Consider the following 22,950-nt stretch of genomic DNA (forward strand, 5'->3'; position numbering starts at 1 on the left):
CAATCCGAAGATACAAGGATGGAGAAATTACTATTACACGAACTACAGCCAAAAGAGATTAGCGAAACTGGATTGGTATATTTTGCAGCGATTAACCCGGTGGTATGCAAAGAAGAGGCAACGAAGAAGATGGATGGGGTCATTGAATGAAGTTAGACACATTGCCAACCAATATGGATTAAAAACGTTATTGTAATCCGCATGCCCATGAATGACGAACATCGGAAAGCCGTATGAGGGAAAACCTCACGTACGGTTTGATGAGGAGGGGCTGGTTAAACCCAGCCCTTTACTCTAGTACTGTCTGAGGATCATTGCAACCTAATTAGAACGGGCTGATCAGCTTTGTCGGGTGCAGATATAACGTCCCGGCGATACTCCTACCGATTTAGTAAATTGTTTGGTAAATGAATAAATATCCCCATAACCAAGGCTAACGGCTACGTGTTTGATGGGGATTCCAGAGAGCAGCATCATTTTTGCCTGCTTCATGATCTGTTCAATGTGGTACCGCTGAGGAGAAATCCCGGTCGTTTCTTTAAATAACTTCCTGAAATTCTCATAGCCCATATTTATGGTTGCCGCAGCTTCCTTAATATCATAATGGATATCATTGGAGCCGCCGATTAGTTGGCAAGCCTTCGATATTTTATGATCATGGTGCTCTCTCTGCGTATAATGAACGCTGTCGTGTAATCGGATAATGAGCTCTTGTGCTCTCATCAGCAAATAAGGGAGCCCTTCATCTGCGCCGTCTTTAAGGATGTTCAGCAAGGCAGCAAAATCAAAAACAAAATCGTCCGTAAGCTGCGTTGTTTGTACCTCTTTATCGGAATTTATAATTCCAAGCGTTTTGAGGTACTGATAGACAGGATAACCTACGCTGATATAAAACTCTATCCATTCCCCATTGGGCTCGATTTCGGTGGAGTGCAAACGATCGGGCAAACGTTGAACCAGATCTCCTGCTTGCATTGGGATAACGATACCGTCCTTAGTAATAAATTGTCCATTGCCCTGAATGATCAAAAAACAGCTGTAATATCCGATTCTAAAATCATATTGTGAACGCTCTGCCGTTTTTTTTCTCATAAAGCCGCATGACAAGATGCCTTGGTCAAAATCGTCGCCGATACACCGGTATACTACATCATTATCCTTTATGTCGTCGTAAATCAAAATGTCGCTTCACCTACCAAAATGGATAAATGAATTACCAGACTAAACATTTTTATATGAATACTCATCGGTATATTATAAGGGTGTTGAATGCTTAACACAACCAATTTGAACAATTGATGGAGGGAGAATTTAAAACATATGAAGCTGAACAGAGATTGGGAGAATCCGCAGGTCGCTCAAAAGAACCGTTATCCCATGCATGAGCCGTACGGAGTATACGAAACTGTGGAACAGGCGCTGAGGAGCGATCGCAGAACGTCAAAATACGTAAAATGCTTAAACGGCATGTGGAAATTCAAAACGTTTACAGCTCCTGATGCTGTAACTGATGAGTTCTATAATCCTGAGTATGACGTGTCCAATTGGGATGACATCCCGGTTCCTTCCAACTGGGAACTTTCCGGATACGGAAAACCTGTGTACACCAATATAATTTATCCCTTTGCCCGGAATGGAGCTGAATCTCAACATGAAATTGAACTGAGGAAAGATGAATTTATTTTGAATCCTCCATATGTGCCCGAGGATAACCTCACCGGATGCTATGCCCTAACGTTTGAAATTTCCGAGGATTTTAACGGTCGGGATCTGTTTATCGATTTTGCCGGAGTGGAATCTTGTTTTTATTTGTGGTTAAACGGGAAGTTCGTCGGCTATTCGCAGGACAGCAAGCTTAACGCTTCTTTCGATATTACGGATTACATCCAAATGGGACAAAACCATGTAGCCGTTCAGGTGATGCAATTTGGAGCCGGTAGTTATCTGGAGGATCAGGATTACTGGCACCTATCAGGGATCTATAGAGATGTTCTGATTTATGCCAAACCGCGAATGCGCATTCATGATTATAAAATCGAAACGCTCTTTTCAGGCCATTACGACAATGCCGAATTATCTGTGATAGTTTATCCTAATAATCAAGCAAGATGTTATGGGGAAGCTTATGTGCGCCTGTCTCTTTATGATCATTATCAAAAATTGATTACGCAATTTGAAACGCCAAAGTTTGCAGACTGTAGATCTTATCTGCAAGAGGACTACGTAGCGAAGGTCAAACAAACTATTAAGAATCCTAAATTGTGGAGCGACGAACTTCCTTACCTCTATAGACTGGTATTGGAAATGATCGACCCTGAAGGAAATGTCGTTGACATAGAGAGTTCAAATGTCGGTTTCCGGGAAGTTAGGATCGATAAAAACGGAATATTGAAAATTAACGGCAAACGACTCATTATCCGTGGAACCAATCTTCATGCGTTTTGTCCCGAAACGGGGCGTGTTGTCTCTAAGGAATATATGCGTGAGCAGATCAAGATCATGAAATCGCTAAATATCAATGCGGTAAGAACGAGTCACTACCCGCATGCAGTCGAATGGTATGACCTCTGTGATGAATTGGGTATCTATGTAGTGGATGAGGCTAATATTGAGACCCATGGCATCGGTGGCCGGTTGAGCGCATCTCCCGAATGGACGCAAGCTTTTATGGAACGTGCAGTTAGGATGGTGTTGAGAGATAAGAATCATCCTTCAATCATTCTGTGGTCCCTGGGGAATGAATCCGGTTACGGTGCGAACCATGCCGCTATGTACGGCTGGATAAAGGAATATGATAAAACAAGATATGTTCAGTATGAGTCCTTAAATCCGCCGGCCAATATTTCTGATATCCTGGCACCCATGTATCCTCCGAAGGATTGGATCTTGGAGTGCATGGCCAACAATGAAGACCTGCGCCCGTTTATTATGTGTGAATATGCGTACGCGAGAAGCAATAGCAACGGGAATTTCAAGGAATTCTGGGACCTCATTCATAAATTCCCCCGGTTTCAGGGTGGTTTTATTTGGGATTTTCAAGATAAAGCGCTTGTAAGGCATGATGATTCCGGGAATAAAAAATATGTTTATGGCGGCGGGTTCCAAGAAGAGATTGTGGATCCTGCGCTCGATATGTGTCTGAACGGTATTATATTTCCAGATTTAACACCGAAACCGGGTGCCTATGAAATCAAATATGTTCAAGCTCCTGTCCAGATCCATTACTCTGATTGGTCTTTTAATGATTCTGGAAACAAAAGATATCAAATTTATAACCATTATACGCACCGAGACTTAAGTCACCTGGACATTGGTTGGGAGCTTGTTTGCAACGGGAAGGTTGTCGAAAACGGTACATTGCCCAAACTCAACACGCCTGCCGGAAGTATGGACAGTGTTCAGTCACCATACGATTCGACCAAGGTTTTTGGAGAAGCGTATCTAAATTTTTATGCTTGTCTGAATGAGGACACTTATTATGCGAATAAGGGAACAATAATCTATGCATGCCAGATCGAGTTAGCTGGTTCCATATATGCAATGCATACAGGAGATACTGAAAGTGGTGGCCTTACATTCGAAGAAGCCGCTGATCGAATTCATGTTTATAATGACAATACAAACGTAGTCTTCTCGAAAGTAACGGCAGAGTTCATTTCTGTAAACTACAATAATCAGGACTATTTTACAGGAGGAGCTAACAATTTCTATCGTGCGCCAACGGGAATAGATGCCGGTATACATGGAGAGTCGCTGAACTATGCCGATGAATGGAGAAGCCTCGGTCTGGATTCCAACCAGAAAGAGATCAAGCGTATCCGCGTATACGCAGCCCCTGCTTCTGTTATCATTCAAGTTCACGCTTTATATCATGGGTGCATTGAAACACAAACTGACTATGCGATTGGCGGTAAAGGCATTGAAATTACTAACACTGTCGTTAATAATGCCAATGTTGATACCATTCCGAGAATCGGTCTAAGTTTTACCTTTCCTGCTCCCTGGAAGAATATCAAGTGGTATGGCCGCGGACCGTGGGAAAACTATGCGGACCGTAAAACGTCTGCCTTTGTCGGTATATATGAAGGCTCAGTTCAAGAACAACATGTTCCCTACATCGTGCCGGTTGAAAGCGGGGGGAAGGATGATGTCCGTTATCTGTATGTATCCGATGGTAATCGGAAGGTGAAGGTTACCTCGGCGGGCCACTTCCATTTTGATATTCAACAATATAGTATCGGACAGTATGATAAGGCAGCCTACGAAGACGAGCTTGGCGAGTCTGATTCTGTTTACCTCCATGTTGATTATAAACATGCAGGTCTTGGCGGAGATAACGGTTGGTCCAAAAATATTCATGATGAATATAGAATTGAAAAGGGCATCTATGTTTACAAAGTCACTTTAGCAATCACGGATTGATCAGCAGCGTACATCGATCATACTCTAAATTAATCTGAGTTGTTTAGTTACAAAAGGGATATTTGAATTGATTCCCAAAAAAAAGCTCATCATGCCTGATGTATGATGAGCTTTTTTATTGAAAGAATTTGCTTCAGTCCATATTCCAGCGTCGATCCCAGAACTAAAATGGTCTGTAGGACAATCCGGGTCTCCTAATCTTAATAGAAGTCCACCATAATGATGAGGCTAAAAATGATCAATAAAGTCCTATTTATAGCAAGACGGGCTGTCCGAAAGATACGTATTTCCTTATTTTATCTTTAATCATCGGTTATTGTGTCGAATTTGTTCTTATTCCGGTATTTCTTCGGTGTTAACCCGGTATATCTTTTAAAAATTTTAATGAAATGGTTCTGATCATAAAAATTCAACTTAACAGCGATAGCAGTAATCGGTTCGGCGGTTAATTCTAATAGTTTTTTTGCTTCCTCTACCTTCTCCTGTTGAATGAATTGAGTTATGGTCACTCCCGTTTCTTTCTTAAATAGCTGCGATAAGTAGTTTTCCTGCAAACCAACTTTGTCAGATAGTACAGATAGAGAAATATTTTCATATAAGTGATTAAAAATGTACTCTTGGCAAGTGGCAATGGATCTGGATAGATGCTTTCGTTTGCTCTTTGCTACCCTATCAACAAAGTCGATCAGAGCATCACCGATGGCGTTTGCTACAGCACGGTAGTCATGAAGTTCCTCAATGTATTGTAAATGAAGGTCACTAATGGTATAGGCAATTTCCGGATATAAACCGCCTTCTATCGCGGCCCGGGCTGCAAGTGCAACAACCTGTATGCCAAGATTCTTAATCTTACGCAGTTGATCGTAGTTAGACAGGATACCGGGACCATCGTAATTAGAGGATAGAGACATATTATAGAAGGCGGTCTTGTCACCATTCCGGATGGACCTCAGAAGCTGCTTCTCGATCTCAAACAGGCCATGGAATTCGAGAGATTCCCGCCGGTCAGAGAGGACGATGTCCGTTTGCTTTTTTGAATGGGGTGGCTCGAACCGGGAATGGGTATACATGATATCCGTCAGATCAAGGACAATCCCATTTAAAAGGTGGAATGCTAAAATTCCGATATGATAAAGCTGTTTTGATGAGAGAAGTGGCAATTGTTTCAAATAAGAGGTCCACTCCTGGGTTGCATTAATATTGAGACCTCTTAGCATGTCAAGGATGATGTCGTCTGTCATTCGGATAGTAATGGCAGGACCTATAATGATGGTTGCCTCAATGTATCCATCTTGTAGGAGGGGAACGATAATATAGGACTCTACGAAGCTCGTTGTATGAACATTAGGAACATTATAATGCTGAACGTGCTGCTTCAAAAACCGGACAAGCTCTGATTCGTTATCAATAAGCGGATTGCCGTGTGATCCTTTTGTGGTAAAGGCATGAACCTCTTCATCATCATGCATCCATGAATAACAAACGGGTAGTTGTAAGCTCTCAAAAAGCAGTTTGCACGAGGTATGCAGAAGCTCATCCCGCTCTTCTGATCTCATTTCGATTCACTTCCTAAAAGAACATAATTTTATACTCATTTAATAATAATCATACCATAAAATATGTGGAATGAGGTTTAAAATTAGTTTCATATCCAAGTCGAGGTGATAAAAGTGACATTTTCAGAGAATTCAAAATTAGGTGAATTGCTTTCCAACGAAGAAGCCATTACAGTATTGGAAAAACATTTGCCGGGCATCTCTACAAATCCAATGGCCAGCATGGGAAAGAGTTTTACTTTGAAACAACTTAGCGGTATTCCTCAGGCAAATATTCCCGAGGAGCTCATTTCCATGATTTTGTCGGATTTATCAAACATCCCAATAGGTGAACCGGCGAGCTCCCAGCAGAACGCTCCAAGTGAAAGCTCACAGGAACCCCTCTTGATGAACGGTTTGGTCGCGATCGTGACTGGAGCCGGTGGCGGGATTGGGCGAGCCTCTTCTCTGAAGCTATCTCAATCTGGATTTAAAATTGTCGCTGTCGATTTCAACACAGCTACGGGAGAAGAGACTGTTAATCTGATTTCCGCACAAGGCGGAGAAGGAATTTTTATTCAAGCCGATGTCTCCAAGGAAGAAGATGTCGAACGGTACACAAGGGCTGCGGTTGACGCTTACGGTCGTATCGATGTTTTTTTTAACAATGCCGGTATTTTGCAGAAATTCTCGCTCCTGGAAGATCTCGACGTATCTGAATTCGACCGCATTATGAACGTAAACGTACGGGGAGTTTTCCTGGGCTTGAAGAAGGTGCTGAAAGTAATGAACGCTCAGGGCTTTGGTTCAATCATCAACACGGCATCCACCGCAGGTATACGCGCTGAGCATAGTATGGCCGCGTACACAGCGAGCAAGCATGCGGTCATTGGTCTGACGAAGGCGGCAGCAATTGAATATGTACGCAAGGGTGTTCGTGTGAATGCCATCTGTCCGGGAGGTGTGGATACGGCACTTACGCAGTCTGTTCCGATGATGATGCAGGAGTCCGGTTATATGCCGGAAGAGTTCCCAAACATGCGTATCGGGCGCTTCGCTGAGCCTACCGAAATCGCGGAAATAGTCGTATTCCTTGCATCCGACAAGTCAGCTTACCTAACAGGTTCAATTATTGCTGTGGACGGCGGACTGACGCTCTAAGGGGTTTTTAGCTAGGGTGGCAGATCAATATTTCAATATAAAATGAGGAGGCTTATTTATGAAACAGAGAATCAAAATTGATAAAGCCGCTCCAAACACAGGAGCACTGGATTTTTCCTATTTGTTGGACGCCCCGGCAGGCAAGCATGGCTTCACAGAGGTCAGAAATGGCAATTTGCATTTTGCTGATGGTACCCGCGCAAGGTTCATAGGCTTTAACTTGCCTACACGTTCCAATACGCCTGACCACGAAACTGCGGAGCGGCTGGCTGAGCGTTTTGCGACAATGGGTGTCAACGTCATCCGTCTTCATGCGTACGATGCAGCCCCTGGGCCATCCGGATGGAGTTCAAGCCTTGAGAACCCGTTGATCGATTATGACAGCGGTTCCAGCAGGTACTTTAACGAAAAGGGTCTTGATCGCTTTGATTATTTTATTGCGAAGCTAAAGGAAAAAGGGATTTATGTTCAAGTGGACCTACTGGTGGCCCGTGTCTTCCAAGATGGGGATGATCTGGATTATCCTGATGCGCCGGGCTCTTTCTATAAAAGCTTTACCCATGTTAATGAAAGATTGATTGAACTTCAGAAGGAATTTGCAACTAAGCTCCTTTGTCATGTGAATCCCTACACCGGACTGGCCTTAATTGACGATCCTGCGGTCATGACTATTCAGGTCAATAATGAGGATTCCGTCTTTCGCGGTACGGAAGACATCAAGAATGACAAAGGTATTATTCCTTACCGGCAGGAGCTGCAGCGTCGCTTCAATCGTTACCTGCTGGCGAAGTACGATACTAAAAAGAATCTGGCTAAGGCTTGGACGCATGATGGCATCTGCGCTCTTGGTGAAGAGGAGGATCCCGAGGCGGGTACGGTGTTTTTCCCGGAGGGCAATTTCTATCAGGTTCCTAACGATCCGATGGGAGAATGGACAGGCAGTGTCTCTCAGGTTGCCAATGATCCGATGGGGGAACGGACGGGTGTAAGTCCCGCTCGCTATGCCGATTTCATGGAATTCGGTATCAGCGTAAATCGCCGATACTATGGTATGATGATCGACCATATTCGGTCACTTGGGGCGAAAGTGCCGATAAACACCAGTAACCTCTTGAATGGTTCCGCGGATGTATATTCCCATACGGGCGGTGACATTATGGAGAACAATACGTATTTTAACCATCCAATGCCGCCATTTCACCAGGAGACACTGGTTGTGCCGGGGATGCGGGAATATGTGACTTCTAACCCGCTAACCGTACACAAGGATGGTATATACATGCGTACCGAGATGCTGCAAATGGCCACTACGGCTGTAGTTGCGGGTAAACCGTTCATTCTGAGCGAATGGAATGAGTACGGTGTGAATCCTTTCCACTCCACTGCGTTCATTTCTATGGCTGCTTATGCCTGTCTGAACGATTGGGACGGTCTCATGCTCTATTGCTATCATACGTCTGAAAGCTGGAACGACCAGCCCGACGATGTTATTACTGATATATTTGACGCTTACAACGATCCATCTCTTATCTGTCAGTTTGGTTTTATGGCTAAATTATTTCTTAAAGGTCTGGTACGTCCAGCGGAGCATCAGGTGGATCTGGTCTTCACGAAGAACGATCTTAAGACCCTGCCATCATCCTTTAGTATGCCGAACACTTTCCTTCCATACATCACCAGTCTGCGCAATGTATTCCTGGATCAAGGGGATACCTATACAGGTAATGCTGACGTCGCCGTCACTGCGGGCTTCGTGAACAACGGTGATCTTTCTCAGGCTGAACACGCTGTTTACTACTCCTGGTCGCCTTACCGGGATGCTATGAGGCACGCAAGCGGTGAAGGGCGGTTAGAGAGACTTGCCGAGCAGACCGATGAAGAATTGCCAGGTGCAAAATTGGGAGATAAACTCCTGGTGTTTAATGACATCGCTTCTTTGGCTGGAGATGGCGACTATACCACTTTTGCGGCCAACCTGGATGCGGCCTTCAAGCGCTGGGGCATTCTACCTGATGACCGCGGTCTTGTCGGTAATGGCCTCGTCTCCGATACTGGCGAGATCATCTTTGATCCTATAGCGGGAACATTCCGTATTCACACGGAGGGTTGTACTTACTTCAGCGGTAATCCTGTCGACGGTATTAAGTTGACGAAGGATATCACCCTGACTGTTAGCAATGATCGCCTCTCCGCAGCTTTACTGCCTATGAACTGCGAATCCGTAGATCATGCAGAAACTTTGCTTTTGACGTTAATGGGTCATACTGGCATGGACGAAACCGTATTCACTACGGAGGGCTTTGTTACGATTGTCGATCATCAAGGTAAATTGTACGCAGATACACCTGAAGGCTCCTTGTTTGTGCAAAGCCAATCGGCAACGCTTACTGCCTTGGATACAGTGGGTACGAAAGTCGCCCACATCGAAGGGACACCTGCAGATGGCGGTGTAATTTTTAACCTGGACGGTACACTTCCTGCGGTCCACTTCCTGTTGAAATTGAAGTAGTAACGGATAATAAAAAATGTAATTGTTGCCGTTTATGATGATAGAAACTTTGATACAAAATAGTAGAAGGTAGTAATTTTCACGCGTTCCAATGTGTTCATATTTATATTTGCTACTAGAGGAAGGTAGGGTGAATTCGCCTCCCTCTAGTTCTTAATAATACGATTTCACATCACGCAGCTTTGATTTACCAGCTTAAAAAGAAGGAGACCCAAGGTTTTCTTTCAAAAGAAGGTTCAAAAAGACAGGACCGCAGGCCGCAGGCGGAAGTGTTTTTTTATAATATTCTAGAATATGAGGGATATATAACCTGATACATATACGTATTCCCGAAAAAAAAGTAAGTGTTAACAAAAAAAACAAAGAAGATCAAAGCTTTCCCCTGTAGGTGGAAGAGATTAAAGCCCATTACAATTAGAAAAGAGAGAGAAACACGCAGTTAAATAAAATGCACAACATCTGCACTGTTTATGTTAACCGAAATATAAATGATGGGCATTGTACAAAGCACACAAAATAAAAATCTCTTGCTGAAGGAACAATAATAGTTTTTCAGTATTGTTTTTATAGTAAAGGAATATGTGAGCGGTTACGGTTATTAAATAGCATGAGTATATAGTCTTTTGAATCATTCTATTAGGGGAGATATATATATGAATAAAGTAGAATTATTTGGAATATTTGAACTTCAATTGTATGGTAAAAAACCCAATGGCTCATATATAAATGTAGATTGTGTTGCTGAATTTACCAATGGCTGCAGGAAAGTTAGGATAAAAGGTTTTTACAACGGGAACGATGAATATAAGATTCGTTTTATGCCTCAAGAAACAGGTATTTGGAAGTATGAAGTTCAATCTTCTGTTGTGGAACCGGTCTGCGGCCAGTTGGAATGCGTTGAGAATACGGGCAACAATCACGGTCCTGTCAAAGTCAAAGGATTGCATTTTGAATATTCGGATGGCTCCCAATATATCCCGTTTGGAACCACTGCTTACGCTTGGACGCATCAACCTCCCAAGCTTGTGGAATTGACGAAGAAAACGCTGTCCAAAAGCCCTTTTAACAAGCTCCGGATGTGCATATTTCCCAAGAGTATGGTTTACAACCATAACGATCCGGAATTATATCCGTTTGCCAAAGACGCAGAAGGAGCCTGGGATGTTCACCGTCCGGACTTCGCATTCTGGGCATACCTGGAGAATCAACTTACAGCTCTGATGGAGATGGGGATAGAGGCGGATCTGATCTTATTCCATCCGTACGATAAATGGGGATTTTCCAAGATGGGCAGAGAAAATGATTTGGTCTATCTGGACTACTGTGTGAGACGATTGTCCTCTTTCCGGAATGTTTGGTGGAGTTTGGCTAACGAGTACGACATGGTATTTAACAAAACGCTGGAGGATTGGGATGCGTTCGGTACATTCATCTCGCAGGAAGATCCTTATCATCATCTGTTATCCGTTCATAATTGGTTACCTGTTTTCGACTTCAAGAAACCTTGGGCTACGCATTGTTCGGTTCAATCTGTTTATTCTCATAAGATTGAAGCCTGGAGAGATAAATTCCAAAAGCCGGTCATTAATGACGAATGCCAATACGAAGGCAACATTGAGGAGGGGTGGGGGAACATCTCTGCGTTCGAACTTGTACACCGTTTCTGGGCAATTAACCTTAAGGGCGGCTTTTGTACACACGGCGAAACTTATTATAGAGAGGATGAGGTCTTATGGTGGGCCAAAGGTGGGGAGTTGCATGGAGAAAGTGTGAAGCGAATCGCATTCCTTAAAGAAATCATTTACAGTCTGGGCGAAATTCAACCGATTCCGAGTAGTTTTGCGAACAATCCGAATGATTTGGAGACGGCAAACAATCCCGAAATTATTAATAATACATTTGCATTAGCATTTACAAAACTTGATCGGGTCCACTTTGAATTGGTTAGATTTCAAGAGGAAAAATATTCAGCGCGAAACGGGGATGTTTATTTCCTCCAATATTTAGGGCGAAGCTGTCAGTCTATTCTTCACATGGAATTACCTGAAGAGGCCGAATATTCCATTGATATCATAGACATTTGGGAGATGACGCGCGAGAATGTTATTCCACTAACCAGCGGGAAAACGAAAGTGCCCTTGCCTGGAAAGGAAGGAATAGCCGTTATAGCTACACGGATTTAAATAGGAAGAATCAAAGCCGGGGGGTTCTCCACCGGCTTTCTTGTTATTGGGATGCCTGGACATTGTATAATGCAATAAAGATTTTATAGGGGGAGCACATCATGAAGCTGCTGATCATAGATGACGAAGAAAGAACCAGGGAAATGCTGTACAGGCATATTACTTGGGGGGAACTAGGTATTCATGAGGTGGAAACGGCACGCAATGGCCAGGTTGCCCTGGAGTTATGCCGGAGCTTTCGTCCTGACATCGTGCTTTGTGATATCCGAATGCCGAAGATGGATGGTATAGAATTCGCGAAGCGGCTCCGCGAAAGTGATCTTTCATGTAAGCTGATGTTTATGAGCGGATTCTCGGACAAAGAGTACTTGATGTCGGCGATCCGGTTGAATGCCCTTGACTATATTGAGAAGCCGATTAATCTGGACAAAGTGCGGGAGGCAGTTCGAAAGGCAGTGGAATCCAGGAAACATGAGGAGAGGAAACGGCTGGAGGAACGTCAGCTTCAGGACGCCTATGATGAAGGTCTGCCTTATCTGAGACAGGAGATGGTCCGTAAGCTGATTACGGTTCCCGGTTCACTCCATGTGCAGAAGGCTCTGGAGAGCAGGGAGACTTTTCTTATACCTCTGGAAGGACCGTACACTGTGATTGCAGCAACCTTATATTGGCAGCCGCTGCAGTATCCCGAAGATCCAAAGCCGGTGCAGGAGGCTCTGCTGCGGGGACTGAATATGAATAGCTTGCTGTCTTCGCTGCATGGCATCTGCGGTTTCGATTCACGACAATCTTTGATCTTCATTCTGCCGGAAGCTTTCGGTAGCAGCTATCGGGAACAACGTAACGTGCTGGAGGAGCTTTATGCCGAAGTGGCCGGGATTATAGCCGGTAATATCCGTCTACGTATGGGAGTCGGAAATTCGATAAAGGAGCGGATGCAGATCCCGCATTCGTATAGAACAGCTCTGGATGCGTGCAGTATGCATTATTATAGCGAAGATAGCAGGTTAATCTTTGCCGATGCCCTTGGAAGTAACCGGGAATTGGCCATAGATTGGGATATGGTACGAAGTCTACGAAGACTGCTGAAACAGGAAGAGCTGGAAGCTGCCCGCAGTCTTATTGTGAATTGGACCAAGCAGGCAAGGGCAGCAGGTGATTTGGATATTGTCCGGCTCAAGGATTCATACTTCCAGTTTTTGCTGGTCATTCTTGATGTAGCGGTGCAGTTGGGATTCACGGACACGGATGAGGACACAGAGCGGCGGTATATCTGGAAGGAGATTGACCGTGTTCCCAATCTGGCAAGCATGGAGGAATATATTCTCTCTTTCCTGGACTTGTTCCTGCTGCCGCAGGAACCGGAAGGCAATTCCGCCAAGATGAGAGAGATCCTGCAATATATCCACAAACGTTTTGATGAAAAGGGTTTCACGATTCCGGACATTGCCGACCATGTGTCGTTAAATGAGACTTATCTCTGCTCCCTGTTCAAGAAGCAGAGAGGAAGCACCATTAAGGAATATATTTCCTCACTGCGGGTGGAGAAGGCTAAGGAACTGCTGCTGGACAAGGAGCTGAAGCTGTATGAGGTGGCAGACCGAACCGGATTTACCGATGCTAACTATTTCACAACCTTTTTCAAAAAATATGCAGGCTGCACACCTTCAGAGTACCGGGAGAGGATGGCCAAATGAAACGGAGATCATGGAGACCATTCGCTGATTTTAGCATCCGTTATAAGCTGTTCGCTTCTTATTTGTTGGTCATCATTATTCCGTTGGTTCTGCTGCTTTTTCTGCATTTACATTTAACCTCGAAGGAAACGGAGAAGCAGGCGCTATATTCGGCCCGGAAAATGCTGGAGGAGACCAAATCATATCTGCAGTATCGTGCAGAAATGGTCAAAGAAGTAATGAACTTCATTGCCTTCAATGAGACGGTGCAGACTCTGGTAGCCGAAGATCCGAAACGTTATGAAGATGTCAATCTCTGGGGAGCGGATGCCAACAAGCTAGCCCGGGTGCTGGGACAGATCCGTTATAATTCGGATATTGAAACGGTTCAGCTCTATATGAAACAGGGGCTTGCTTCAGCCACAGAAAGTACTGATTATTTGAGCATGACCAATGCGGAACACAGTCTCTGGTTCAAGAACTTCATCAACTCCCATTCGGTCTCCACCTGGCTGCCTTCGTCTGTCTTTGCTAAAGAAAAAGACAGCGATACGGTATCGGTCCTGCGCGCCATTCCGAATGCACACAACATACAGCAAGTTGACGGCATTGTGCGAGCCCAGATCTCACAGAGCAAGCTGGTTTCTGTACTGGAACATGCTATTGCCACTCCGTCCACCTCGGCAGCCTTAATTAACGACCAGGGTGAAGTTCTAAGCACTTCCAATACATTTGCATATACCTCCAAGGAATTTAAAGAGATACTGTCCATGGTTTCAGCAGAAGGACGGATGGATACCTGGTCGGATAGTCTGGAGATAAACGGACAGCGTGTTTTGCTGGGGATGCAGGAAATACCTGGAACGGATATGAGTGTAGCGATGATTGTACCCTACTCCGACATTTTGAAATCGAGCAATAATATGCGCAATCGGCTGATCTTCATTTTTATACTTATCATTCCTCTCACCTTCGTTCTGTCCTTCATCGTTGCCGGTTCGGCAACCAAACGTCTGCGGCAGCTTATTCGGCATGTGCGCAAGGTCAAGAATGGCAATTTCCGCATCGCTCCGCTTCCGGCCAATCAGGATGAAATCGGTGAACTGACCAATAACTTTAATATGATGGTGGAGAATGTATCACGGTTAATGGAGGAGACCTATACACTTGGACGCGAAGTGAAAAATAAGGAGCTGAAGGCGCTGCAAGCACAAATTAACCCGCATTTCTTATACAACACTCTGGATATGATCAATTTTATGGCTATTGAATCCGGCAATGGAGAAATATCCATAGTTGTGGACCGGCTGGCGTTATTCTACCGGTTGAGCTTATCCAACGGCAGAGAAACCGTCACCTTGGAGAGTGAACTGAGGCATGTGGAATCCTATGTTTCGATCCAGAATATGCGGTTTAACCATGCGGTCACACTGATCCTGAAGGTTCCACCGGAGCTGCTAGGCTGTGAGGTACCCAAAATCATGCTTCAGCCTCTGATCGAGAATGCCATCCTGCATGGCATTTTGGAGAAGGATTCGGAGATGGGCATGATCCGGGTGACTGCTATGGAAGAGAAGAGTGATCTAGTCGTGGAGATCAGTGATGATGGTATCGGCATGGGGGAAGAAGTAGTGGAGACTTTGCTGACTAGGACTGTTAGCAAAAGCACGGGCGGCTTCGGCATCCAGAACATTCAAGAGCGGATTCAGTTGAATTATGGGCCTCAGTACGGATTGTCATTCACTAGCATTCCTGGCAGTGGAACCACTGTACGGATACGTATACCCAAATCAATAGCAAAGTAAGCGTTAACATAGGATTTCAAAGAAGATCGAAACTTTGCCCCGTAGGTGCAGGTACTGAAGCCTATTACAATAAAGGAGGAGACAGAGAAACAATACTGAAGGAGGCTGCTTATGAGTTCTAAGATAGAGCAGGTTGTGGTGCGGACCCCGAAAAAGGCCAAAAGAATATCCCCTCTGCAGGAACTTAGGAAGAACTGGGTACTGTATGCGATGTTTGTGCCGATTGCTGTTTTTTTTATCATCTTTGCCTATATCCCGATGACGGGTGTCATTATGGCATTCAAGGAATTCAACTACAGGGACGGCATTTTTATGAGTCCTTGGAACGGACTGGAGAATTTCGAATATTTTTTTCAATCCGGTAAGGCGTGGATTGTGACCAGGAATACCATGCTGTACAATCTGGTGTTTCTGGGAGCTTATACGTTTTTCTCGATTCTGGTTGCGGTACTGATCTCAGAAACGTATAACAGATTTTTTAAAAAAGCCGCCCAGACCTTTATGTTCCTGCCTTACTTCATTTCCTGGGTTACAGTGTCCGCGTTCGTTTACAATTTTCTGAATTATGAGTTCGGGATTGTCAACGTGTTCCTGCGGAATATCGGCCTTGAGGCCATTGATATCTATTCGACTGGCGGTTATTGGTACCTTCTGCTTCCGTTGCTTTATGTGTGGAAGTGGGTCGGGTTTGGCAGTGTCCTTTATCTGGCGGCGATTGTCGGGATCGATCAGGAGATTTATGAAGCAGCAACGATTGACGGCGCAAGCCGTTTCCAAAAAATTATGAGAATCACTCTTCCGTTGCTCAAGCCGACAGTGGTGGTGCTGGTTCTGCTGGGCCTGGGAAGGATCATGCGGGGCGAGTTTGATATGTTCTATCAGCTGATCGGCAACAACGGTGGGCTAATGAACGCCACGGATATTATTGATACGCTGGTATTCCGCTCGCTTATGGGCACACAGGACTTTGGAATGGCTTCCTCCGTAGGGCTTTATCAATCCGTACTCACGCTGATCATTATCCTGTTCGCCAACTACCTGGTCCGTCGTTATGACAAGGACAACGCGCTGTTCTAACTTGATCGCAAGAAAGGGGGAATTCATATGGAGAAAAATAAATTAAATTCGGCGCCTGTCTTTCAGGCTTTCTCGTACACAGTGGTAGCGTTAATCGCTATTTTGTGCCTACTGCCTTTTATCGTTCTGATCTCCGGCTCGATTTCGGATGAAGGGCAGGTTTTGGCGAAGGGTTATTCCTTTCTGCCACGCGGCTTCTCGCTGGATGCCTACGCCTTCATCTTCCGCAATCCCGGTGATATTCTCTCCGCCTACCGTGTTTCGATGACCGTGGCGGTGGTTGGAACGGTGCTGTCGCTGCTGATCTCCACGATGGCTGCCTATGTAATGTACCGTAAGGAAGTGAAATACCGGAATCAACTGGCATTCTTTCTGTTCTTCACTACATTGTTCAACGGTGGACTGGCCCCTTATTTCATCTGGATCAACAGTTATCTGCATCTGAAGAACACGCTTGCGGTGCTGATTCTGCTCCCCATGTTCAATGTGATGTATGTGCTGATTCTGCGCAGCTTCATACAGGGCTCTGTGCCGGAGCCACTGGTGGAATCCGCCAAGATTGACGGGGCAGGAGACTTTCGGATCTTCTGGCAGATGGTGTTGCCGCTCTGCAAGCCTGCACTAGCTTCTATCGGCTTGTTCACCATTCTGGCCTACTGGAATGACTGGTGGACCCCGATGATGTTCACTGACAAAGAGCAGTACGTGCCGCTTCAATATTTACTCTATAAAATGCTGTCCTCAATGAACATGTCTGCGGCAATGGCCCAGCATATGTCGTCTCTCGATACGCCGAAGGAAACGTTCAAGCTTGCAATGACGGTGATTGCCACTGGCCCGATTGTGATTCTGTTTCCGTTCCTTCAGCAGTATTTCGTCAAAGGCATCACGATTGGCGCGGTAAAAGGGTAAACCCTGCTGTACCGGTGCAGAACCATTCCCGTTATAAATTCTGCAAGATGGGGGATTTATATAAAATTATATACACTAAGGGGGAATAAGAATGAGAAAAGCAAAGAAAAACGCACTGTTCATCCTCACAATGCTGCTGTCACTGACGATGCTGTTGTCTGCCTGCTCCGGCAACGGCAACAAAACGAATAACGCTAACGGGAACAAGCCGGATACCGGGAACAACGCGGCACCGACAGAGTCTGCAGCGAATCAGAAAGCGGTTGTGCTGAAGGGGTACCTGCTTGGTGAGGCTCCAAAAGGAATGCCTGAGGTGCTCGCCGCACTCAATGAAAAGCTAAAAAAAGACATCAATGCTACCATTGATCTAAATTACATTGGCTGGGGCGATGTGCAGTCGAAGTATCCGCTGTTGCTGGCCACAGGGGAAGATATAGACTTTATCTTTTCAGCAGATTGGAATTATTATGGCGAGCAGGCGAGTAAAGGGGCGTTCTATGAGCTGAAGCCTGAGGATATAGCCAAGTATATGCCTAAAAAATCAGCAGCTATCGATCCATCCGCCTGGGAGGAAGCCAAGGTTGACGGTAAAATCTTTATGATTCCGAAAACCACCCCGGATAACTATACCTTCGTGACTGTGCTTCGCAAGGATATTATGGCGGAAGCAGGCCTGACCGAGGTGAAAAATTTCTCTGAAATTGGTCCTTATCTGGAAGCCGTGAAGAAAAACCATCCGGATATGATTGGCTTGAACCTGGATTCACAGGTTGATCTGCCGACACCTTACCAATATCTGATGCGGGATAAGATTGGCTTTCAGGGCAATTTGAGCGGCGGTCCTTTGGCCCAAGGGGTAACATACGATTTTGATGATCCGACCGGCAAGATCTACAGTATGGTAGAGGAACCTTACCTCAGCGCGCAGAAATATGCTGCCGGCATCATGAAGGACTGGTATGACAATGGGTATGTTAACAAAAATCCGTATTCCAACAAAATCCGCTCCAAGGATAATTTTGTGGAAGGGAAATCTGGAGTGGCGTTTGGCAACAGCATAGATATCGCTGCCACCATTGAAGCCGCTGAAGCAAAAGGGATTGAAACCTATATAGTCCCGTCATTGATGCCAAATGGTAAAGCCCCAATGGGAGGGGTAATAGGCGGTGGAATATCCATTGCAGCCAATTCGAAGAATCCGGAACGTGTCATGCAGGCCTTTGACCTTATTATGGAAGATCCATCCTATGTGTATTTAACTTATTTCGGCATCGAAGGCAAGAACTATGTCATCACCCCTGATGACAAAATCGGGCTGCCGGAAGGGGTAACAGCCGAAAACAATACCTATCCTCCAGACGCCGCAGGTTTCTGGTTCGTGAATAAGGCTTTGTTTAAGCCGATGAGCACATGGCCGCAGGTTTACGTTGACCATTGGAAGAAGCTGAAAGATTATAATACTTCAGACTACGCATACAAAGGCTTCACCTTCAACTCGGATAAAGTCAAGACGCAGATCGCCAACCTGGCCAATGCCTCGACACAGTATGCCAACCCGATCTACATCGGTGCGGTCAAGAATGTCGATAAAGCCTTTGACGAACTGGCCAAAAACCTGAACAGTGCCGGTCTGGATAAGGTGAAAGCTGAAGTGCAGGCCCAGGCTGATGCATTCCTGGCAAAGAAGAAATAATCACTCTTGCTCTTTAGGCTAAAAATCATTGTTCGGTAAGCAAGAGCGCAGTAGACATGCTGCGCTCTTTTTGAATATGGAAGATCTCCTTTAAATGATCATTGAAGGTGAGATAAATCGTATGATCGGCAGACCTGTAAGAAAAGTACTAGGATCTCAAATAATTTGATTGGAGAGGATTAACCATGGCATTGCCATATTTAAAGAATGAAGACGGGGTGTTCAACCTTTATGTCGACGGTATACCCTTTATTGCCTTAGCGGGAGAAATCCACAACTCCAGCGCTTCTGACTTAACCTATATGCAGCAAAAGGTTTGGCCGAATCTTAGAGGTTTGAACTTGAATACAGTAATTGTTCCGGTCTATTGGGAACTGACTGAACCGAACCAAGGTGAATACGATTTCCAACTCGTAGACGGAATCATCGAACAAGCCCGGAAAGAAAACGTTCGCTTGGTATTATTGTGGTTTGGATTATGGAAAAATGGCAAGTCTTCCTATGTCCCGGGTTGGGTGAAAAGAAACGATGAAACCTATTTCCAAGCGGTTTATCAGAATAAAGGGACGTCAGATACGATTTCACCGTTATGTGATGAAGCGATTAAAGCTGATGCAACCGCCTTCAGACAATTGATGGCACATCTGAAAAAAGTGGACAGTGATCGCCATACCGTCATTATGGTTCAAGTGGAAAACGAAATTGGTTTTCTGGAGAGCGACCGCGATTATTCCGACATGGCGAATGACCAATTTAATCTGGCAATCCCCGATGAATTAGGAGTAATTTTTGGCAAAACAGGAACATGGAAAGAAGCATTTGCGGACGACGCAGAGGAATATTTCATGGCTTACCATTATGCCCGCGCAGTCGAACATATAGCAAGAAGCGGATCAGAAGAATACCCGCTTCCCATGTTCGTTAATGCTTGGCTCGAACAATTCCCATGGAACCCTGGATCATATCCAACGGGTGGTCCCATTGCAAAAGTTATGCCAATCTGGAAAGCAGCAGCTCCAACCATCTGTCTTTATGCGCCGGATATTTATGTGAAAAATTTTATGGAAGTTTGCGAAGAGTATTCAGCTGGGAACGGAAATCCGCTGTTTATTCCTGAAGCGAGAAGAGATGCCGCATCCGTGACGAATGTGTTTTATGCCATTGGCAAGCATGATGCTTTGTGTTTCTCTCCATTCGGCATTGAGGACTTTCTTGCTCCACCAGAAGATTTTGCGGAATATGATATGGGATTGTTAATGAATCTCAACATAGACTTTTCCGCATTTGATGTAAGAGGGTCAGGTCCTTACCTTGCACGGAGTTATGAGCTGCTTGGGAACATGACAGGAATTATCCAGAAGTACCGCGGGACAGGGAAAATGACAGGTTTCCTTCAGAATCTTGAGCCTGGTTGTATCCTTTCTTTCTCCAAATACGATTTGAAAATAACCTATAAGATTAAGCAGGAAGGGAAACCCGTGTCCGGAGGGCTTGTGATTGAGGTGGCTGATAACGAATTTATTCTGGTAGGCGTTGGTTTTTCGGTTGAAGTTTTACCCAAGCGAGGCGTCCCTTCCAAAACGGGGTATGTTCGCATTGAGGAGGGAGCATTCATTCAAGAACAATGGGTTCGCGGGCGCGTTCTGAATGGAGACGAAGCCGCTTATGGGTTCGCGGTAGGCAGTTTTCCTTCTGCACTCCGGGTGGAACTATATTAATATCATTGCTTCCGAGGTTAGAATTCCGTTTGTATTGTATCCAGAAAGGAATGAGCATGATGTTCAATAAGCAAGGGTATAATCCTTATCTCCCATCATGGGAGTATACCCCCGATGGCGAGCCACATGTATTTAATAACAGAGTGTATGTGTACGGGTCACATGATAGATTTAACGGATACACATACTGTCTTAATGATTATGTATGCTGGTCAGCTCCTACAGATGATCTGACAGATTGGAGATATGAGGGTGTCATTTATAAGAAGACGGACGACCCTAAGAACACCGATGGAGAAATGTGCCTATATGCCCCCGATGTAACGAAAGGGACCAACGGAAGATATTATTTGTATTACGTTCTAGATAAGCGGCATACCGTGTCTGTAGCTGTTTGTGATTCACCTGCCGGGAAGTACGATTATTATGGAGAGGTGCATTACAAGGACGGGGAGCTGCTGGGGGACAAACCCGGTGACGAACCGCAGTTTGACCCGGGTGTTCTGGTGGAAGAAGAGAATGTATACCTCTATACCGGCTCCTGCACGAGTGGCGATCCATCTAGAAAGGGTCCTATGGCAACCGTACTCGAGCCTGATATGGTTACAGTTAAAGAAGGACCGGTTACTATTGCGCCAAGCGAACCTTATAGTAAGGGTTCCGGGTTTGAGGGGCATGAATTTTTTGAAGCATCATCCATTAGAAAGATAGGCGATACTTACTATTTTATTTACTCCTCGGTTCTTTACCATGAACTCTGTTATGCAACAAGTCAAGATCCTACGAAAGGGTTTGTGTACCGGGGAACGATTGTAAGTAATAACGACTCCTTCATCGATACCTACAAACCCGCTGAGCTTCCCATGAATTATGGGGGGAATAATCATGGAAGCATCGTACAGATTAAGGATAGATGGTATGTCTTCTATCATAGGCATACCAATGGAACGAATTACAGCAGGCAAGGATGTTTGGAACCGATTGTAATTCTTGAGGATGGAACGATTCCCCAGGTGGAAATGACGTCATGCGGTCCGAATGGGGGGCCTCTGATAGCAAAAGGGGAGTACCCTGCATATCTTGCATGTCATTTGTTCTGTAAGGATACCGCCGCACTTACAGCTGGACCCGGGGATTGGATGAACAGCCGTTTTCCCAAGATTACACAGGACGGTAAGGATGGGGATGAGGAAGCTGGATACATCGCCAATATGAGAGATGGAGCGACAGCAGGCTTTAAATACTTCGATTGCAGAAATGTTAGCAGGATTAAAATTAAAGTCCGGGGAGGATACGGAGGTGTATTCGAAATCGCAACTACATGGAATGGCTCTCCGATTGGCGCCATTCCAGTGGGTTCCACGAACGAGTGGAAGGAATATTCGGCCCATATCTCCATCCCTGACGGTGTACATGCACTGTACTTTAAGTATGTAGGTCTTAGCTTTGCAAGTCTTGCTGCATTTGCACTGGAGTGAGCATTTATGGGATCGCATACGGCGGTTCCAAAAGGTTAACAAAGTTCGAAGGAACAACTAAGCAGACTTTTGCCTTTTCGCTTCCCAATAGGAAGTCGAAAGGGCGTTATTTGGGTTTCGGGACATCTCTCATGCTCCTGAACGTGAATGAATAATCATGTATCCCGCCATTCTGGAACCCGAGTGCCCGGAGCTCTCGAAGGGAAAGCTGCTGATGGCGGTTAGGAACGAGTGCCGACAAAAGATATTAAAGGAGATCGGAGCTTTACCCCGTAGGTGCTTGCCCTGCAGACTATTACAATAAGTAATAAGAGAAAGTTAGACACATAAAGTCGCCAAATGAATAACGAATCGTCGTTTAGAGAGTAGAGCTGGATCATGGCTCAACGTAAACTTGAATTAGACTAGTTCCCTTTTTATATGTTGAAAAGGGCATGAACTGTACAATCTACACCGTTTATCTAAACGGAAACATTATTACTAGGAGCCATTCCTGTAATGAATTAATTTGAGGTTTGAATGAAAAAAGCGCCAGCTGTATACTGGGAAACGTTCCGTCCAGAGAACAAATTCCAGCGCAGGAGGCACTCAACATGAAGTATAAACAATCGAAGAAACAGAATCAACGGATTATGAGAATTTCCGACAAGACCCTTGTCGTAGGCGCAGACATCGCTAAGGAAACCCATGTGGCCCGAGCCATTGACTTTCGGGGAATTGAACTGGGGAAAGATTGTGTATTCTCCAATACACGAACAGGTCTGGAGCAACTGGTACAGTG

Annotated in this window: 14 protein-coding genes and 1 pseudogene; 13 read left to right on the forward strand and 2 right to left on the reverse strand. The window is 45.0% G+C overall.

The genetic code is table 11. From position 1 onward, the window contains the following. The first annotated feature begins 10 nt into the window (after positions 1–10). Positions 11–196, forward strand: a complete 186-nt coding sequence (locus A3844_RS28050; protein WP_083607069.1) for a group II intron maturase-specific domain-containing protein — start codon at positions 11–13, stop codon at positions 194–196. Between the two features lie 143 nt (positions 197–339). Here the strand turns inward: A3844_RS28050 and A3844_RS28055 are convergent, their stop codons facing one another. After that, entirely contained in the window at positions 340–1,179 is an 840-nt protein-coding gene (locus A3844_RS28055; protein ID WP_074109172.1) for a helix-turn-helix domain-containing protein, read from the reverse strand. Positions 1,180–1,320: 141 nt separating this feature from the next. Here A3844_RS28055 and A3844_RS28060 point away from each other — a divergent pair, with 141 nt between their 5' ends. Next, entirely contained in the window at positions 1,321–4,422 is a 3,102-nt protein-coding gene (locus tag A3844_RS28060) for a glycoside hydrolase family 2 TIM barrel-domain containing protein (RefSeq protein ID WP_074109173.1), read from the forward strand. A 302-nt stretch (positions 4,423–4,724) separates the two neighbouring features. Here A3844_RS28060 and A3844_RS28065 read toward each other — a convergent pair whose 3' ends face one another. Beyond that, a complete protein-coding gene (locus A3844_RS28065) occupies positions 4,725–5,978 on the reverse strand; it encodes a helix-turn-helix domain-containing protein (RefSeq protein WP_074109174.1) in 1,254 nt (417 codons plus the stop codon). 387 nt (positions 5,979–6,365) lie between these two features. Between A3844_RS28065 and A3844_RS28070 the strand changes: the two genes are divergently transcribed. From A3844_RS28070 to A3844_RS28120, 11 genes and pseudogenes are all read left to right on the forward strand, one after another. Further along, entirely contained in the window at positions 6,366–7,118 is a 753-nt protein-coding gene (locus tag A3844_RS28070) for an SDR family NAD(P)-dependent oxidoreductase (RefSeq protein ID WP_074109184.1), read from the forward strand. A gap of 58 nt (positions 7,119–7,176) precedes the next feature. Continuing rightward, a complete protein-coding gene (locus A3844_RS28075; protein ID WP_074109175.1) occupies positions 7,177–9,627 on the forward strand; it encodes a cellulase family glycosylhydrolase in 2,451 nt (816 codons plus the stop codon). Between the two features lie 653 nt (positions 9,628–10,280). After that, positions 10,281–11,810, forward strand: a complete 1,530-nt coding sequence (locus A3844_RS28080) for a DUF5060 domain-containing protein (RefSeq protein ID WP_074109176.1) — start codon at positions 10,281–10,283, stop codon at positions 11,808–11,810. 101 nt (positions 11,811–11,911) lie between these two features. Next, positions 11,912–13,507, forward strand: a complete 1,596-nt coding sequence (locus A3844_RS28085) for a response regulator (RefSeq protein WP_074109177.1) — start codon at positions 11,912–11,914, stop codon at positions 13,505–13,507. Beyond that, positions 13,504–15,291, forward strand: a complete 1,788-nt coding sequence (locus A3844_RS28090; protein WP_074109178.1) for a cache domain-containing sensor histidine kinase — start codon at positions 13,504–13,506, stop codon at positions 15,289–15,291. Before A3844_RS28085 ends, A3844_RS28090 begins: the two co-directional genes overlap by 4 nt. Positions 15,292–15,402: 111 nt before the next feature. Beyond that, a complete protein-coding gene (locus tag A3844_RS28095) occupies positions 15,403–16,368 on the forward strand; it encodes an ABC transporter permease (protein WP_074109179.1) in 966 nt (321 codons plus the stop codon). A gap of 27 nt (positions 16,369–16,395) precedes the next feature. Continuing rightward, positions 16,396–17,280, forward strand: coding sequence for a carbohydrate ABC transporter permease (locus tag A3844_RS28100; protein ID WP_074109180.1), 885 nt, complete (start codon positions 16,396–16,398; stop codon positions 17,278–17,280). Between the two features lie 91 nt (positions 17,281–17,371). After that, positions 17,372–18,973, forward strand: coding sequence for an ABC transporter substrate-binding protein (locus A3844_RS28105; protein ID WP_074109181.1), 1,602 nt, complete (start codon positions 17,372–17,374; stop codon positions 18,971–18,973). Between the two features lie 185 nt (positions 18,974–19,158). Next, positions 19,159–20,691: a DUF5597 domain-containing protein gene (locus A3844_RS28110; protein WP_074109182.1), complete on the forward strand. Its 1,533-nt coding sequence runs from the start codon at positions 19,159–19,161 to the stop codon at positions 20,689–20,691. Between the two features lie 59 nt (positions 20,692–20,750). Next, positions 20,751–22,169, forward strand: coding sequence for a family 43 glycosylhydrolase (locus A3844_RS28115; protein ID WP_074109183.1), 1,419 nt, complete (start codon positions 20,751–20,753; stop codon positions 22,167–22,169). A 593-nt stretch (positions 22,170–22,762) separates the two neighbouring features. Continuing rightward, a pseudogene (locus tag A3844_RS28120) lies at positions 22,763–22,950 on the forward strand (IS110 family transposase); the annotation flags it as partial.

This window comes from Paenibacillus helianthi (assembly GCF_001909055.1).
Taxonomy (GTDB): domain Bacteria; phylum Bacillota; class Bacilli; order Paenibacillales; family Paenibacillaceae; genus Paenibacillus_AQ; species Paenibacillus_AQ helianthi.